The 17,070-nt window shown below is 47.7% G+C and carries 7 protein-coding genes; all 7 read left to right on the forward strand.

The window, feature by feature from the left end:
• Positions 1-115 precede the first annotated feature (115 nt).
• Positions 116-3,664 carry a SusC/RagA family TonB-linked outer membrane protein gene (locus DYADSP32_RS24160; RefSeq protein WP_414618013.1) on the forward strand — a complete coding sequence of 1,183 codons (3,549 nt, stop codon included), beginning with the start codon at positions 116-118 and terminating at the stop codon, positions 3,662-3,664.
• Between the two features lie 18 nt (positions 3,665-3,682).
• Positions 3,683-5,533: a RagB/SusD family nutrient uptake outer membrane protein gene (locus DYADSP32_RS24165; protein ID WP_149240357.1), complete on the forward strand. Its 1,851-nt coding sequence runs from the start codon at positions 3,683-3,685 to the stop codon at positions 5,531-5,533.
• Positions 5,534-5,557: 24 nt separating this feature from the next.
• Complete coding sequence (locus DYADSP32_RS24170; RefSeq protein ID WP_414618014.1) at positions 5,558-8,713, forward strand: SusC/RagA family TonB-linked outer membrane protein; 3,156 nt, start codon at positions 5,558-5,560, stop codon at positions 8,711-8,713.
• Positions 8,714-8,725: 12 nt separating this feature from the next.
• Entirely contained in the window at positions 8,726-10,525 is a 1,800-nt protein-coding gene (locus DYADSP32_RS24175; protein ID WP_414618015.1) for a RagB/SusD family nutrient uptake outer membrane protein, read from the forward strand.
• Positions 10,526-10,718: 193 nt separating this feature from the next.
• Complete coding sequence (locus DYADSP32_RS24180; protein ID WP_149240356.1) at positions 10,719-11,681, forward strand: DUF1735 domain-containing protein; 963 nt, start codon at positions 10,719-10,721, stop codon at positions 11,679-11,681.
• Positions 11,682-12,059: 378 nt separating this feature from the next.
• The gene (locus DYADSP32_RS24185) at positions 12,060-15,185 is read left to right on the forward strand and encodes a SusC/RagA family TonB-linked outer membrane protein (protein WP_414618016.1); all 3,126 of its coding nucleotides are present in this window, start codon (positions 12,060-12,062) and stop codon (positions 15,183-15,185) included.
• A gap of 9 nt (positions 15,186-15,194) precedes the next feature.
• Positions 15,195-17,036 (forward strand): RagB/SusD family nutrient uptake outer membrane protein, encoded by a 1,842-nt coding sequence (locus tag DYADSP32_RS24190; protein WP_414618017.1) that lies wholly within the window; start codon positions 15,195-15,197, stop codon positions 17,034-17,036.
• Positions 17,037-17,070: the final 34 nt, after the last annotated feature.

Here is a 17,070-nt window from a genome sequence, read left to right on the forward strand (position 1 = left end):
ATCGTGGAAGACTACCGGTTCGGGATATGACTTTACCGTAAACAAGAGTTGGCGCTCAATCAGATACAGGTAAAAGTCATTTGTAATGAATTTGAAAATTCAAACCATCAAAAATATGGAATTAAAACTACTACAACAAATTGTAGCGATGTCAAGGTATGCAGTGATTGGAATGGTTTTACAATGCCTGTTTGTGGGATTACTTTCGGCTTCGGAAAGCAGTGCGCAAGAGCAGAGCATCGAAAAAATTCAGATATCTATTAACCTCAGGGACGTATCGTTGGAGGATGCGTTTGTTGCAATCAACGAAAAAACAGAATTTAATTTTCAATACGACCAGAAGCTGGTTCAGAATAAGAAGCTGAACATCAACTTCACCGGTACCACGATCGGGAAGTTACTGAGATATATCTCAAAAGAGACCAACCTGAGTTTTAGCCGTGTAAACGAAACCATCTACGTTTCGGCTGCAAAAAAACAGGCGGTAACAGAAATCATTAATGCAGTACGTAAACCCACCTCTTCGCTTGACCATAAAACGGAATCGCTAACGGCATCAACGGGCGAGTATCATGCCAACAGGCTGGCAGAAGTGATGAGCCACAGTGCGGAAGCAGTGGCTATAAACATTACCGGCCTGGTAAAAGGGGATGACGGTACCACACTGCCGGGTGTAAACGTAGTGGAAAAGGGAACTGTAAATGGTACTTCAACGGATGTGGATGGCAAGTACAAGCTGACCATCGCAGGCAATAGCTCAGTGCTGGTGTATAGCTACATCGGTTATGTGTCACAGGAGGTTGCGGTAGGTGCCAGAAGATCCATTGACGTAAAACTGGTATCGGAAAACAAATCACTCGAGGAAGTGGTGGTGGTAGGTTACGGAACCCAACGCAAGGAAAGTGTGGTGGGCGCCATCACACAGGTGGACAACAAAGCCCTGATGCGCTCTGGTACTTCCAACATCACCAATGCCATTGCCGGAAAGCTGTCCGGGGTGTTGACGATGCAGGCAAGCGGCGAGCCCGGAAATAACCAATCTGAAATCGTAATACGCGGACTGTCGAGCTGGAATGGTTCGGCGCCGCTGATCATGGTGGATGGTGTGGAACGTGATTTCAAGGACATGGATCCGAATGAAATTGCCACGATCTCGGTATTGAAAGATGCATCTGCCACGGCGGTTTTTGGTGCTAAAGGTGCTAACGGCGTGGTGATGGTTACCACCAAGCGTGGTGTGATCGGAAAACCGAAGCTGGACTTTACCGGTTCGTACGGTCTTTCAAAGGCAACCCGGATCCCGGATCACATCAGCTCGTACAAGACCATGACCATGTATAACCAGGCGTTGATGAACGGACAGCAGTTTACGGACCTGATACCTCAGAAAGCACTCAACGAATACAAAAACCCGTCCACTCCGCTCAATGCGCTGAGATATCCTGATGTAAACTGGTTTGATCAGATGACCAAGCCTTTTGCGGTTAATGCCAATGCCAACTTTAACGTATCCGGAGGTACAAACTTCGTGAAATACTTTGCCTCCGTGGGATATGCCTATGAGGGTGACTTTTTCAAAGCCTATCATCAAGGGTACAATGATACCCGCTACTGGTACAACCGGTTCAATTACCGGACCAACATCGATTTTGCGCTGAGTAAAAAGACAACTTTGTCGCTCAATGTGGGTGGTGAAACAGGTGTGAAAAACCAGCCAAGCAGTACACCTTGGAGGAACCTCTATTCCACCGGTCCATCCCGCTATCCCGCCTACTTCCCGGCATGGGTGCTGGAGCAGGTACCCGACCCCGACTATCCCAACGACCGGGGTGAAAGGCTTGCCATGAACTTTGGTGAATTTACCGGTAACCCTTACACCTCCATGAATCAGGGTAATTTCAACAGGTATCTCGATACAAAATTATTTACCGACCTGATCCTGGATCAGAAACTGGATGTGGTCACCCCGGGACTTTCGGCCAGGGGCAAAGTGTCACTGAGTACCTTTTACCGAAACCGCTCCCTGACCGCCAGTTATTCTTTTCCTGAGTATCAATTGAATTATGACAAAATCGGATCCGAGGAAAATCCTTGGTTCAGGAATGGGCAGGGCAACGAAATGTTCCAGCAGGCACCTCTGGATATCAATGTAGGCGCTCTTGAAAATGAGCCCCCCTACTACAAAGATCTTTATTATGAAGCGTCGTTGAATTATTTGCGCAGTTTTGGCAAACACAACGTGTCGGGTCTTGCACTCGTGAATCGTCAGCAGAAGGACAAAAGAACGGATTTTCCGTACTATAATCAGGGCCTCGTTGGTAGAGCGACCTACGATTTTGCAGGCAAGTACATTGTAGAATTTAACGTGGGTTTAACTGGTTCGGAGCGCTTCTCGCCTGGCAACCGATATGGATTCTTTCCATCTGGAGCGATTGGCTACATGCTCTCCGAGGAGAAGTTTTTCAAGGATGCCCTTCCCTGGGTGAGTAAACTGAAATTCCGTTATTCGGATGGGATGGTGGGTAGTGACATTGCCGACAACCGGTGGCTGTACATGAGCAACTATTTCAAGGATAATGCCGGCTACATCCATGAGGACCTGGGAGCCAATGCCGTATCACAATGGGAAGAGGCCCGCAAGCGGGATTTCGGGGTGGAGTTGGGCTTGTGGAACGACAGCTTTACATTCAGCGTCGATTTGTTTGACGAGCATCGCGAGAAAATGTTGCTGGCCCCTCGAAGCGTGACGATGCTTGTTGGTAACTCCTTTAAGGAGCTCAATCTGGGAAGCCTCAAGAAACATGGGATTGAATTTGAAGTGGATTACAGAAAAACCATAGGGAATGGTTTCACTTATTTCCTCAAGGGTATTTTCGGTTTCAACGAAAACCGGATATTGTTTAAGGATGACCTCCCATATGCATTCGAATATCAGAAAGATGCTGGCAAGCCGCTTGGCGCACAGTTAAGCGGTGTGGAGCTGACCGGCACAGGATATTACACCTCAGTGGATGATATACACAACAACGTGTCGGCCATAGATCTCTATAAAATCAATGTCGGCGACTACAAGTTCCTGGATTACAACGGTGATGGTAAAGTGACCAACCTGGACAAATATCCGATCCCCGGATCGGATTTCGCACCGACTACCTTCTCTTTCTCAGCCGGATTTACGTGGAAGAAGTTTGATTTCAACTTCATGTTCCAGGGCAATGTAGGCAAGTATGTAGAGTTCAACCAGCCTTACGAGGTGGAGTTCATCAAAGGGGACTGGCGTGTGCATGCTTCTCAGCTGGATTACTGGACACCTACCAACCCGGGTGCCAACCACGCCACCTTGCATTACTCAGGTGGTGGTAGCACGGATAATCTCTTCTGGGGCGGGGGGGAAGCCGACAGAGGGTTTGATATCATGGTGGAAAACCGGTTCTGGAGAAATGCCGATTACCTGCGTCTGAAAGAAGTATATGCTTCATATACCTTCAATTCCAAACTGCTGAAGCGTGTGATCGGGACATCAAATCTGGTGTTTTTTGTAACGGGTAATAACCTGGCTACCTGGACCAAGCTCATAGAGGGAGATCCGGAAAGAAAGGATTTTAACCAGGGATTTTATCCTCAGATGACCACATTGAAATTTGCTATCAAGGCCGTATTCTAAGATAAAATGATAATGACTATGAAAAAATATATCACGCTTTTAGCGCTCTCGGTAATCATGATTGTATTGCCGGCGGGATGTGTAAAGGAATATCTGAACGTTACCCCGGAGTCGGGCCTGGATGCAGAGGCGGTATTTTCCAAATATGAAAACTTCAGGAAATACTTCGATGGCATCTACGAAGGAACCAAGCTGGATGGTACCACATGGCGTCAGTACAATATCAAAAATGCCTTTTCACTGTTTTTTGATTTCTGGGACCAGAAGTACACCATGGAATCGCTTACCGACATGAGCGATATGGGCCGGGTGATGGACGCGCAGGTGGTGAAAAGTGGCTCTGTATCCGCTATTATCAACAAAATGACCTATGACCGGGCTCGTCGCCCTATTCTGGGTTCGATGTTTGAGATTATCCGTGTCTGCAACAATTCGTTGAAAAACATCAACATGCTTAAAGATGTCAACGAAGTAGATATCAATGATTTCAAAGGGCAGTCTCATTTCATCCGTGCATTCGCCCATTTTGAGCTCTTCCGCTTGTGGGGGCCTATGCCGTACCTCAATTCGGTGATCGGCCCGGATGATCAGTGGGATATCCCCAGATTGTCCAAGCATGAAACCCTCATACGCATTGCGGCAGATATGGATACTGCAGCCAGTTTTTTTGAAAAGGCTAACCTGATGCGTCGTGATCCGGGTCCTGGTATAGCGGGGCACCTGAACAACCCTGAGCAAAAACGCCCCAATGGCGTCGCTGCAAAAGCGTTTAAGGCGCGTGCGTTGCTTTATGCGGCGAGTCCCTTGAATAACGAACTTGGCATAAAAGACTGGGAGGAAGCCGCGAAAGCCAACTGGGAGGCCATCAAAATTGCTGAGGAATACAAATATGATCTGCTAAGTCTGGCCGATTACAAGAAAAACTACATAGGAAACCTATATTCCAACGAGCAGCTCTGGGGTTGGTCGGCCGGTAATGGCAGAGCCTACAACAGCGGTGATTTCCAAGGACAGGTGAACGGTGTTTTTGGTGGAGGTAAAACTGGCTGGTCGGGCGAGTGCCCCTCGCAAAACACGGTGGATAAGTTTGAAACTAAATGGGGTGAGCCTTTGAATACCGAGGCGGATCGTCAGGCTGCTGCAGCTGCCGGTCATTACAACGAACAGGATCCCTATGCCAACAGGGACCCGCGCTTTGCGATTGATATCATTTACAATACCGCTCCGATACCGGGTTATGGCGCAGCGAAAATATATTATGAAACAATAAATGGTGCAGCAGTATATGGGCAATTGCTGGATCCGACCTATGCAGGTATTACACGTACGGGTTATTACGAAAGAAAAACCTGGGGAGAGCAGAGTGTGAACAACAAAACAACCCCACACTACACCGATCCGATTATCCGGCTGGGAGAATTGTACCTGAACTATGCAGAGGCTGCCAACGAGGCATACGGCCCAAACGGCATGGCGCCGGGTGCTACCATGACTGCCCTACAGGCACTCAACAAGATCAGGACGCGTGCTGGGATGCCCAATGTACTACCCGCTTACACTACATCGAAGGAAAAGCTGCGCGACCGGATCAAAAATGAAAGGACCATCGAGCTGTGCTTTGAAGGTGCACACTATTTCCATGATATCCGCCGGTGGAAAGATGCTCCGGCTGTAATGGGTGGTACGATGTATCGGGTGGATATTGAAAAAGTGCCCGTAAGCGCCACTTACCCTACTGGCTTTAGGTATACACGGTTGCCATTATCCGCGGATCGTCAGGTGCGCTGGAAAGACGCCATGTACTATTTTCCTTTCAATACGGAGGATACGTACAAGATGAAAAATTTTGTTTCCAACGAAGTTTGGTAGCCTAACCCCATTAATCAGAGCATTATGAAATACCATATTTTATACAAAAAGTATAGCCTCGCTGGTTTGCTGTTCATGACCTTGCTGTTCGCAGGAGCGGCATCTGCACAGGAAAAGGCCTCCAAGAAAGGCAAGCAGATCAATGTAAGCCTTAAGGTGACCGACGAGCAGGGTAATCCCATTCCGAAGGCTACAGTAATTGTAGGAGAAGGATTGATTCATACCGAGACCAGTGCCAACGGTGGCGTGGACTTCAAAGCGATGCCAGAGGATTTTATTACCGTGTCATCTTATGGTTATGGCAAGAAGGTATCCCTAATCGGGGATCTGATTGAAGATAACATCGTGCTAAAAAAAGCAAAACTTTTCTCAACCACCGATGACATGATACCCATGCCTTACATGAATATTCAGAAGAGGCGGGCAACGGGCAACTACAATGTTTTCAGAACCGGTGACCTGGAAAAATATCCAACCAATGACCTGAGAAATGCCTTTGCCGGTATTGCCACAGGTCTGGAAGTGATCGAAAGAGACGGCTCGACCGGTCTGAATGCGGAAGAAGAACTGGGTCTGTTCAGGGTTACTGAAAAAGTGGGTATCAACTCAAGAGGCAACAGCCCTGTTTTTATCATTGATGACATCCCGACGGATATTACCGAAATGCCACTCGATCCCCAGGAAATTGAGTCGGTCACGGTGATTAAGGACATCGTAGGAAAAGCCATGCTGGGGCCCAGAGGGGCCAATGGCATTATTTACATCAAAACCAAACGTGGAAAAGCCCATGAACGCGTGATGAACGTGAACCTGGAAGAAGGCGTAAGTGTGGTTGACCGTTTTCCCGGATGGGCAACGGGCTCGGAGTATGCCACACTGAACAACAAAGCCCGGCTCAATAGCGGAATGACGGCACTTTACAACGAGACGGACATTGCGGAGTATGCTAAAAACGATCCGTATAATATGTACCGTCCCAGTGTGGACTTCCGCAGCATGATGCTGAAAAACACCAAGTCATTCAGGCGGGCCAATTTGTCATCGGGAGGAGGAAATGAAACCATTCAGTACAATGCCTATCTGGGCTACAATGGTGAAGGTGATATTTATAAAATTGGCGAGAAATCGGATTACCACCGGATCAATGTACGTTCCAACATCGATGTGAAGATCAATGAGCTGATTAAGGTTAAAGTTGACTTTTTCGGTGGCCTGAGCATACGTCGTTCTCCCAATTACGGGTACAATTCCAACTTTACCAATGAAGATGGAAACACCAACACAGCGCTCGATCTGGTGGAGTTCAATTCGGCGCTCAACGACATTACCAACACACCGCCCATTGCATTCCCGGTGTATGCCGCCTTCGGCGATAATGCGGTCGCTCCCTGGTATGGCGTAAGCTCCAACTTCCGCACCAACCCGATTGGTAATCTGGTGCACAACGGTTATTACACTGAAACAGGACGGACGGGTGCATCCAACATGACATTTGAATACGACATGAAAGAAATTCTGCCGGGTCTGAAATCAAGAACTTATGCCGGATTCAACGTTTTCAACAGCTTGCGCATCGGGAAGGCGGAGGATTATATCGCGTACATCGCTACACCCGGTAAGACCACCTCAGGGCAGGATACCATCCGCCTGGCAAAAGTGCATGATGGTATCGACATGGCAGGGCAGGAAAAATTGCACGATTATTACTCTCAGCGCTTTGTCGTGTATGAGAACCTGAGCTATGAAAAAAACTTTGGTGCACATGATGTACAGGCTGGTATCACCTACTTTCTTTCCCGAATAGCAAAAAATGGTATTGGAGAGCCGCAGCGTCAGCAGAATGCCATCCTCACCGGAATGTACTCCTATAAAGATAAATATGTTTTTCAGGGGGTGTTGAACTATGCGGGAACTTACAGTTTTGCAAAGGATAAACGTTATGCGATGTTCCCATCTGCGGGTCTGGGCTGGATTGTATCCGAGGAAAACTTTTTGTCGGACGTTAAAGCCGTCAATTATCTGAAACTCCGTATGGAAGCCGGTATCCTGGGTTATGAGAGCTTTTTGCCTCCGTTTTATGATCTGGACCGATGGGGCGTAAACTCATCCGGATCCGCTTTTGGTCCTTACTCCACCAACCAGTGGTTCGGCAGTAACACCGACAATTCGGTGTATCGGACCACACCCGCCCGGATAGGTAACCCGGGCCTTACCTGGGAAAAACGCAAAGAACTCAGTATTGGACTGGATGCACTTTTGTTCAACAAAAAACTGTCCGTAGAGATTAACTATTTCAATAACATACGTGATGGTATTGTATCTCAGCTGGCCAACACGGTTCCCTGGACCGTAGGTATATCCACTTCAAGACCCTGGTTCAATTACAACAAAACAAAAAACTTTGGTGTCGAAACCGGCATCCAGTACTCCGACAGGATCCGTGGCCTGCGGTTCTCGATTGGTGGAAACGCAACGGTACAGGACAGCAGATATCTTAAATGGGATGAGCCCAATTACAGATATGGTTACCAAACCCGCATCGGAACACCCACAGATGGCTATTGGGGTCAAACTTACCTGGGCAAGTTTGCCAGTGATGCGGAGACCAAAGCCGTACCACAGATTTACGATGAAGTGCTGAAAGCGGGCGATTTAAAGTACAAAGACATGAACGGCGATGGCCTGATCGATGATAATGATCAGAGTCGGATTGGAAACTCGGCCCCAAGATTAATATACGCTCTGAACATTCGGCTCAACTACCGCAATTTTGAACTTACAGCCGTTGGAACCGGAAGAGCATTTTATGACATCGGCATGACCAATAAGTATTTCTGGAGTGGATGGGGTGACAACAATTATTCCAATTTCGTGAAGGAAAATCAGGATGGAGAATACCCGCGCCTGACTTACCAAAAGGTGAACAACAACTTTGTGGCTTCGAATTTCTGGTTGAGAGATGGCGGGTTTTTCAAAGTTCAGAATGCCGAACTGGCTTATAACGTGCCGATGCGTGCAGCCAACTTGCTGGGAACAAGGGGTATCCGCCTTTATGTTCGCGGAGCCAACCTGCTGACGGTTTCCAAGATCAAAGATGTGGATCCTGAGTCGATCAATTCTGGTGTAACGGTAAGCCCTCTGTTCAGAACATTTTCAGGTGGCGTTAAACTAACATTTTAATCAAGGACTTTCATGAAGATTAATCATATAAAAATTAAAAGTCTGCTGACCCTCACGCTCGTTGGTACATTGCTGACATCCTGTGTAGACTTTCTCGAACCTTATCCCAATGGCAACCGGACCACGGAAGACATCTGGAAATATCAGGACATGGTTCAGGGCCTGGTGGGGCAATGCTACGACAACATGCCACGTGGCTACAACGATAACGAAGGCGTGTATCTGGATGGTACTACCGATGACGTGGTAATCACCAGCACCACCAACAATATGACCAGAATGGCTGTGGGCGCTTTGCCCACAAGCCAGGATCCTTTTCGTACCTACTGGGACCGCGATTACAGGTCCATTTACCTGCTGAACCTTTTTCTGAAAGACCGTCGCGGTTATAACACAAGGTTTCTGGTGAACGCACATTTGGATAGTCTTGTTAAAAACCGTTTGCAGGGAGAGGCATTTGCGCTGCGTGCCTGGTTCCAATGGGACCTCCTTCAGAAGTTTGGAGGAAAAGGTAACAATGGACAACTGCTGGGTTATCCCATTTTGCTGGAGCCCGTGGATATCAGCAAAGAATCCAATTTTGCCCGCAATACCTATGATGAATGCGTAAAACAGATCGTCGCCGACTGCGACTCAGCCTACAAGTACCTGCCGATTGCGCACCGCGATTTCCTGGTTCCTAACGTAAACGACCGGGCTTATGCGGGGGGACGTTACTGGGGCAGAATGGACGGAATTACTACCCTTGCCATAAAAGCGCTGGTGTATCTGACTTGGGCCAGCCCGCGCTTCAACCCCGGAAATGATGTGACACGTTGGGATCTTGCGGCAAAAAATGCAAAGGAAGTGATGGATTTTAAACTGAAAACGGATGCGGTAACCAACGGCTTCGGGCCCACCAAGGCGGTCAACTGGTTTGATCCCAACTTCGGTGGTGTGGTTTTTGCTTCCAGATACAACAATGCGAATGATGCCATGGAGCGGATGTTCTATCCGGGCGGGTTTCAGGGGACGGGCTCTGTGGGTGCTTCTCAGGAAATTGTGGATGCGTTTCCCATGAAAAACGGATACCCCATTACCGACCCTAAAAGCCTTTACGATCCGGCTAAACCGTATGATAACCGTGATCCACGATTTTACAGTAACATCTTTCACAACAATGCCAAAGCGGTAAAGATCAATACCAGCACTACGATGTACACCTTTGAGAATTGGATCAATGGTAAGGACGCAGCGGGTCCCGCTGTAAACAGCCGTACCAATTACCACATCAAAAAGATGGTGTTTATGGGTCTGAACTTCTCAGATAATTCGATCAACCGCCAGCCTCACTTCAAAATTTTTATTCGCTGGGAACACATGGTCCTGGCTTTTGCCGAAGCTGCCAACCAGGTTGAAGGTCCGGTTGGGGCCAAATATCTCCTTTCTGCAAAGGACGCAATGGCTTACATCCGTAAAAAAAATAACACGGATGGCGTAGCGGGCTTTACCACCGATCCATATCTCAATGAAGTAGCGGCGCTTGGTAAGGGACCTTTCTATGAATTCATTAAAAATGAAAGGCGACTGGAACTTGCTTTTGAAGGTCAGCGCTTTTTTGATCTGCGTCGCTGGACAACGAATCTGACAGAGCTCAACAAGCCCGTTCACATGGCCAGGATCACCCGGAATAGTGATGGGACATTCACCTATAAGCTGGATGAGATCGTAGAAACCCGTACATACACGTCGGCTTTCCTGCCCATTCCGTTTGACGAAATGCTGAGAATGAGCAATCTCGTTCAAAACGAAGGCTGGGATGCCTGGAAGTAACGAGCAGGAGGTTTAACAGGTTCGAAAAGTTCGGAGAGGTTTGAAACGGTTTAAAGGAAAAAGTTTCAAACTGAAAAACGGACAAATTGGTATGCCTGAACCTAAGCCAGGGAGTTAAACATTAAATTTAAGAGCAGCGGTCAACCGTAGCGACGGCTACCGCTGCAATTGCTAAAAGCTAACAGCTAAAAAAATGAAAAAGATAACAGCAGTAATTCTTCTTTTTTCGGTAGCCCTCACATCCTGCTACAAGGACTACATTGAGGATTTTGACTATTCCTCGGTATATTTTATGTACCAGACCAACGTCCGCACTTTCGTAGTGGGTGAAGGCATGAAAATAGAAGTAGGTGCCGCCCTGGCGGGTGTCAGGGACAACCGCCAGGACCGGATCGTCAATTTCAACATGGACAGCAAACTCATCACGGCTGAAATTCTTGCCGCGATGAAAACAGGTGCGGCTTATATCAAAGAAGCTGTAGCACCGGTAACCGCCCTGAAGCCCATGCCCGCAAACTATTTTACAATTTCGGATGCCAGTAAAATGATCATCAAAACAGGGTTTCATTCAGGTTCGGTGGTGATCAAAGCGGACTCTGCTGCCTTTCTTAAAGATACCACCACGATCAGCCCGGTGTACGCCATACCGTTTTACATCGCATCAGCGGATGCCGACTCGATACGTGCCACCAAGCGGTATACGGTGGTAGCCCTGAAATACGAAAATATGCTCTTCGGGAACTATTGGCACGGGGGAGTTACGATCACCAAAGACTCCACTGGGAAAGTGATCAAGACTACCAATTACTACACCACAATCCCTTCTCCCGAGATCAAGATCGTGAACCTGAAAACGGTAGCTTACAATGCGCTGGTAACCAATAAAATCAGCGATCAGGCCGGTTCTATGAAAATCACCCTGAATGGTAACAGCATCACAGTCAGCCAGGCAAATGGTTCAAAAATAAAAGTAGAAGGAGACGGGGCAAGCACTTTCAACCGGTCCAAGCTGCTGCAGGAAAGGAAAATTTATCTGAAATACAAATATGTAAACGCAGATAAATCGACCTCCTACGCCACGGATACTTTAACCTTCAGAAACCGGATCCGCGACGGTGTGAACGAGTGGCAGGACGAGGATCCTTCGCATTATTGATCATTCCATGCCCGTGTATAGCAATAGAAAGATATCAGCTCATCACTATAAATACGAAGGGGGCAGAACACCCGAAAGATTAGTATAGAACTGTTCGATTTATCAAATTAATTGCGCTGATCAGATTTAACAAGAAACGGTTTTTTATAGAATAATATTAATTATTTAATATGTTGATTTTTAGCCTCGAATAGCCTTATTGGTCATTCGGGGGTTTATTTGTTTTTGTGCAAAATATTGAAATTCAAGGCATTATCTTTCCGTGGACTGGTGTCCGATTTTCTAAATGTTATTACCTGTGGTAGGGGTTAATTTTTTCTATTGCCGTCTCGGTATAATAAATAAAATAATTTTTATAACTAAAATGGTAGTTAAACGATGAAGAAATCTTTTACGAGTCTTGAATGGACTGGATCGATTCTCATGGCTGTAATCTGGCTGTGTACGATCACTGCCTCCTTAGCAGGAAGCCCGGTAGTGCATGTGGCAGAAGGTGCGCCGGGAGCGGCGGTAACCGTAACAGGCCGCGTCAGTGACGAAAAGGGAGGTGTTTTGGCTGGCGTTACCGTCGTAGAAAAGGGCACGCAGAACGGAACTTCGACCGATGCCAACGGAGATTATTCTATTTCCGTAGCAGGCAACAATTCTGTGTTAACGTTCAGCTTCATTGGCTTTTCCTCAAAGGAAGAGGTTGTGGGTAACCGCACCAACATTTCTACGCAGTTGGTGGCGGAAGACAAATCTTTGGACGAAGTGGTGGTGGTGGGTTATGGCACGCAGAAAAAAGTGAACGTAACCGGTGCGGTTTCCTCCATTAAAATCGACGATAAAGTGACCAACCGTGCGTTGTCCAATGTTTCGTCGGGATTACAGGGATTGGTTCCCGGACTTGCAGTCAATCAGAACTCTGGGATGGCTGGACGAAACAACTCAGCTTTGCTCATTCGCGGACTTGGTACTGTAAATAATGCAAGTCCATTGGTGGTTGTAGATGGGATGCCCGATGTAGATATCAACCGCGTCAACATGAACGACATTGAATCGATCTCGGTGCTCAAAGATGCGTCTTCTTCCTCCGTTTATGGTTCCAGAGCAGCCAACGGGGTTATTCTGATTACGACCAAGTCCGGAAAAGGACAGGAAAAGGCATCGATCAACTTTTCAGGAAACTATGCTGTACAGGTTCCGACGAAAGCCTACGACTTCCTGGCCGACTATCCTCGGACTTTATCGCTGCACCAGCGGGCTGCTGCAGTAAATACTTTGCGTTCAAATTATAATTTCAAAGACGGAACCATTGATCAGTGGATGGCGCTGGGGATGATCGATCCGGTTGCTTATCCAAATACCGACTGGTGGGATGTCATAACGCGAAACGGAGCCATTCAAAATTATAACCTCTCTGCTTCGGGCGGGGGCGATAAGTCCAACTTCTTTATTTCTATCGGGCTGATGGACGAAAAGGGCCTGCAGATCAATAACGATTTCAAGCGCTATAACGCCCGGTTCAACTACGACTATAAAATTCGCAAAAATATCAACACGGGTATTAAGTTCCAGGGAAACTGGTCCAAGCTGACGTATGCCCTGGAAGATGGTTTTACCGATGATGCAGCCACCAACACAGCCGGATTTGATATGCAGTATGCCATTCCGGGTATATTACCTTATGATCCTACAACCGGATATTATGGTGGGGTAATGGCCTACAACGAAGATCCGCAGGCCTACAACCCTTACACGCTGTACATCAATAACCTTACCAGACGGAACCGGCAGGAAGCGAATACAACCATGTATCTCGACTGGTCACCGATTCCGGGGTTAACGGCGCGGGTAGACTATGCCCTTAATTATTACAATCAGTTCAGTTGGAACGCCAACATGCCCAACAGGTCATACAACTTCCAGACCCAGGCATTCGGCAGTCGTGTTTATGTAGGTCCTAATGCTGGAATTTCAAACGCCACCAATACAGGACACAAAACCATGCTCAATGGACGTTTGAGCTACAACAAAACGATCGCTAAAAATCATGAAATCGGTGCCCTGGCTGTATACAGTGAGGAATACTGGTATGATCGTTTTCAGTCAAGCTCCAGAAACGACCGGTTGTATCCTTCTCTGCATGAAATCGATGCAGCCCTTACTGATATTCAATCAACAGGTGGTAACTCGTCAACAGAAGGGCTGAAGTCCTTTATTGGCCGGGTCAATTATGCGGCTTTTGACAAATACATCCTGGAGGTGAATTTCCGATCGGATGGATCATCGAAATTCCTGCCTGGAAGCCAGTTTGGATTTTTCCCTTCGGCTGCGCTTGCCTGGAGGTTCAGTGAAGAGTCGTTTATCAGCCAGTATACCAACAGCTTCCTGAACTCCGGTAAGATCCGGGCGTCCTATGGAAGTCTGGGCAACAATAGTGGCGTAGGTAGGTACGAGCAGCAGTCCACATTAGCCGCAAGTAATTACATGGTGGGAGGGAGCATTGTGAAGGGTTTTATCAACCGGAAACTGGTGAACAGGAACCTCTCCTGGGAGAACACCAAGGTGCTTAACCTGGGTATAGACCTGGGCTTTCTGAATAACCGTCTGACGGCCGAAATAGATTACTACGACCGCCTGACGACCGGCATGAACCGCCCTTCGGAAATGTCCATTTTACTTACGGGTGCCTACGACGCACCACGCCGGAACATTGGAGACATGCGTAACCAGGGTATTGAGTCCAATATTTCATGGAGGGATCGCCGTGGTGAGTTCAACTACATGGTCAATGTAAACGCGTCCTACAACCGAACCAAGCTGGAATCCTGGAACGAATTTCTTGGGCGAGGTTACACATTCCTGAATATGCCTTATCACTTTCTTTACACTTATGAAGATACCGGTATAGCGCAAACCTGGCAGGATGTATACAATGCTACTCCTCAGGGCGCCTCTCCGGGTGACATACTCAGAAAGGACATCAATGGTGATGGCAGAATTGACGATAACGACAAAGTGGCTTATCCCAACATCCAACGCGACAGACCAACCACCAACTACGCGGTGAACTTCAATGTTTCCTGGAGGGGATTCGATGTAACGATGCTGGGACAAGGTGCGGCTGGTCGTAAGGACTACTGGATCAATATCTACAACAACACATCGATCGGCAACCAGCGCTATGCCTCTACGCAGCAGCATCAGGATAATCCCTGGTCTGTCGAAAACCGCAACGGTGCATGGCCCAGGCTGAACGGTAATGCCAACCGGGAAGAGACTACTTTCTGGCTTGATAATCTGAATTATTTCCGTCTGAAAAATATTCAGGTTGGGTACAATGTACCGGCCAAGGTGCTCAAACGAATCGGTTTAAGCAGTTTCCGGGTGTTCGGGTCAACGGAGAACATCGCGACTTTCACCAAGTTCAGAGGTCTTGATCCTGAAATGAATGGAAACAAGAGTGATGCGTATCCATTGAACAAATCCTATTCTGTCGGTATCAACATAGGAATTTAAAAAGCTAGAATGATGAAAAAAATAAACTCAATAATATCTGTAATAGCGCTGTCGTGCCTGGTCTGTATCACAAGCTCTTGTGTGGAGGATCTGCTGGAACAGCAACCCACTACGGAAGTTGGAGCCAGTGTTTTCTGGAAAACAGAAGAAGATGCAACATTTGCGCTCCAAGGCGCCTATTCGTCCATACGGCCGTTGTTCGACCGGGATTATTACCTGGATGGGCATGGAGAGTATGTCCGCACGCGTGGTACAAGCGCTACCAATGGAAACCTTCGTTTAGGAGATGCCTACCAGGGTGCAAACTATAACCCGACCGGATACGCCGCAAGTTTTGATAAAATGTATCGGTACCTGTATGGGGGTGTTAACCGCGCCAACTACGTCATTGAGAATGTCAACAAGATGCTTCTCACCGCCAAGCCGGAGTCAAGACCCAATCTGGAAGCTATTCTGGGCGAGGCGAAATTGCTGCGTGGGATGGTTTATTTCAGGTTGATTTCGATGTGGGGTGATGTGCCCTACATTAGTAATGTGGTCAACGACAACGCGGAGGTCGCCAGCCTTACACGGGTTCCCATTGCTCAGGTCAAAGATTCGATCATGGCTGACTTTACCTATGCTTACGAAAAACTTCCTGTCAAAGGCGCTGCAACTGGAAGAGCTGGCAAACCGGCTGCGCTGGCTTTCCGTGGTAAGTTACAGTTGTTCTGGGCAAGCTGGAATAAGTTCGGCTGGCCGGAACTTCAGGGTTTTACTCCGAGTGCCTCCGCTGCTGCCACTGCCTACGCTGCCGCCGCAGTTGACTTTAAGTCGGTAATCAATGATTTTGGATTGAATCTCTTTCGCAACGGAGAGCCGGGAGAAATTGACTCACTGGGAAAGGCGGAAAAACTTCCAAATTATTACTACCTGTTTACCCCAATTGCCAACAATGACCCTGAGATCATCATGGGCTTTACCCATGGTGGAGTAGGAACCGGACAGGGAGAGGAATTGATGCGTGACGTTGCGGGCCGGTCTCATGAAGGCTCTCAATGCTGGGTTTCGCCCCGGTACGAGATTGCGGATCGTTATCAGTCCACGATTACGGGTGACTTTGCTCCTAAAATGATTCCGATGAACCCGACAACCGCCGGTGCCAGAACTGCTGTTAATTCGGCGGTGAACCCCCGAAGCTACCGTAACAGGGATTACCGGATGAAAGCTTCGATCATGTGGGATTATGAAGTGAGCATAGGGTTGACATCATTACAGTCTACCGGCTGGTGCCCATTTATTTATAAAAGTTGGAATGTGCCGGTTACGATTGACGGGGTTAAATACACTACTTACAATACCGACGGGAGTAACTCCGGATATGTTTTCCGGAAGTTTTTGAGAAATTATCCCGGTCAGGGGAGGTCTGAGGGTGATTACAATTATCCCGTGATGCGGTTGGCCGATGTGTACCTGATGTATGCAGAAGCTACCAACTTTGCAACCGGACCGCAGGCTGATGCCATTGCCTTGGTCAACAAGATTCGTCGCCGTGGAAACCTTCCAGCGCTTGCAGCCAGCAAAACAGCGAGCGCCGATGCGTTTTTTGATGCAATTGAGCAGGAGCGCATTATTGAGCTGTTTGCAGAAGGCCAGCGTGGCTTTGATATTCGCAGATGGAGAGCACAGGAAAGAATCTGGGGTGCTCCCTATGGCCTGGGTGTATGGAGGATTGATTCACATGGAGCGAATATGCAGCAGTATTTTCAGAATTCTTCTGAACGCGTTTATGAGCAGAACTACATTTTCAGGATCCCCCCTGGTGAGCGTGATCGCAACCCAAACCTGACCCAAAATACACCCTGGTTGTGATCAACCCGGAGGTTTTTTTGAACAATAAATCAAA

Origin of the sequence: Dyadobacter sp. 32, assembly GCF_902506755.1 — a bacterium.
GTDB lineage: Bacteria > Bacteroidota > Bacteroidia > Cytophagales > Spirosomataceae > Dyadobacter.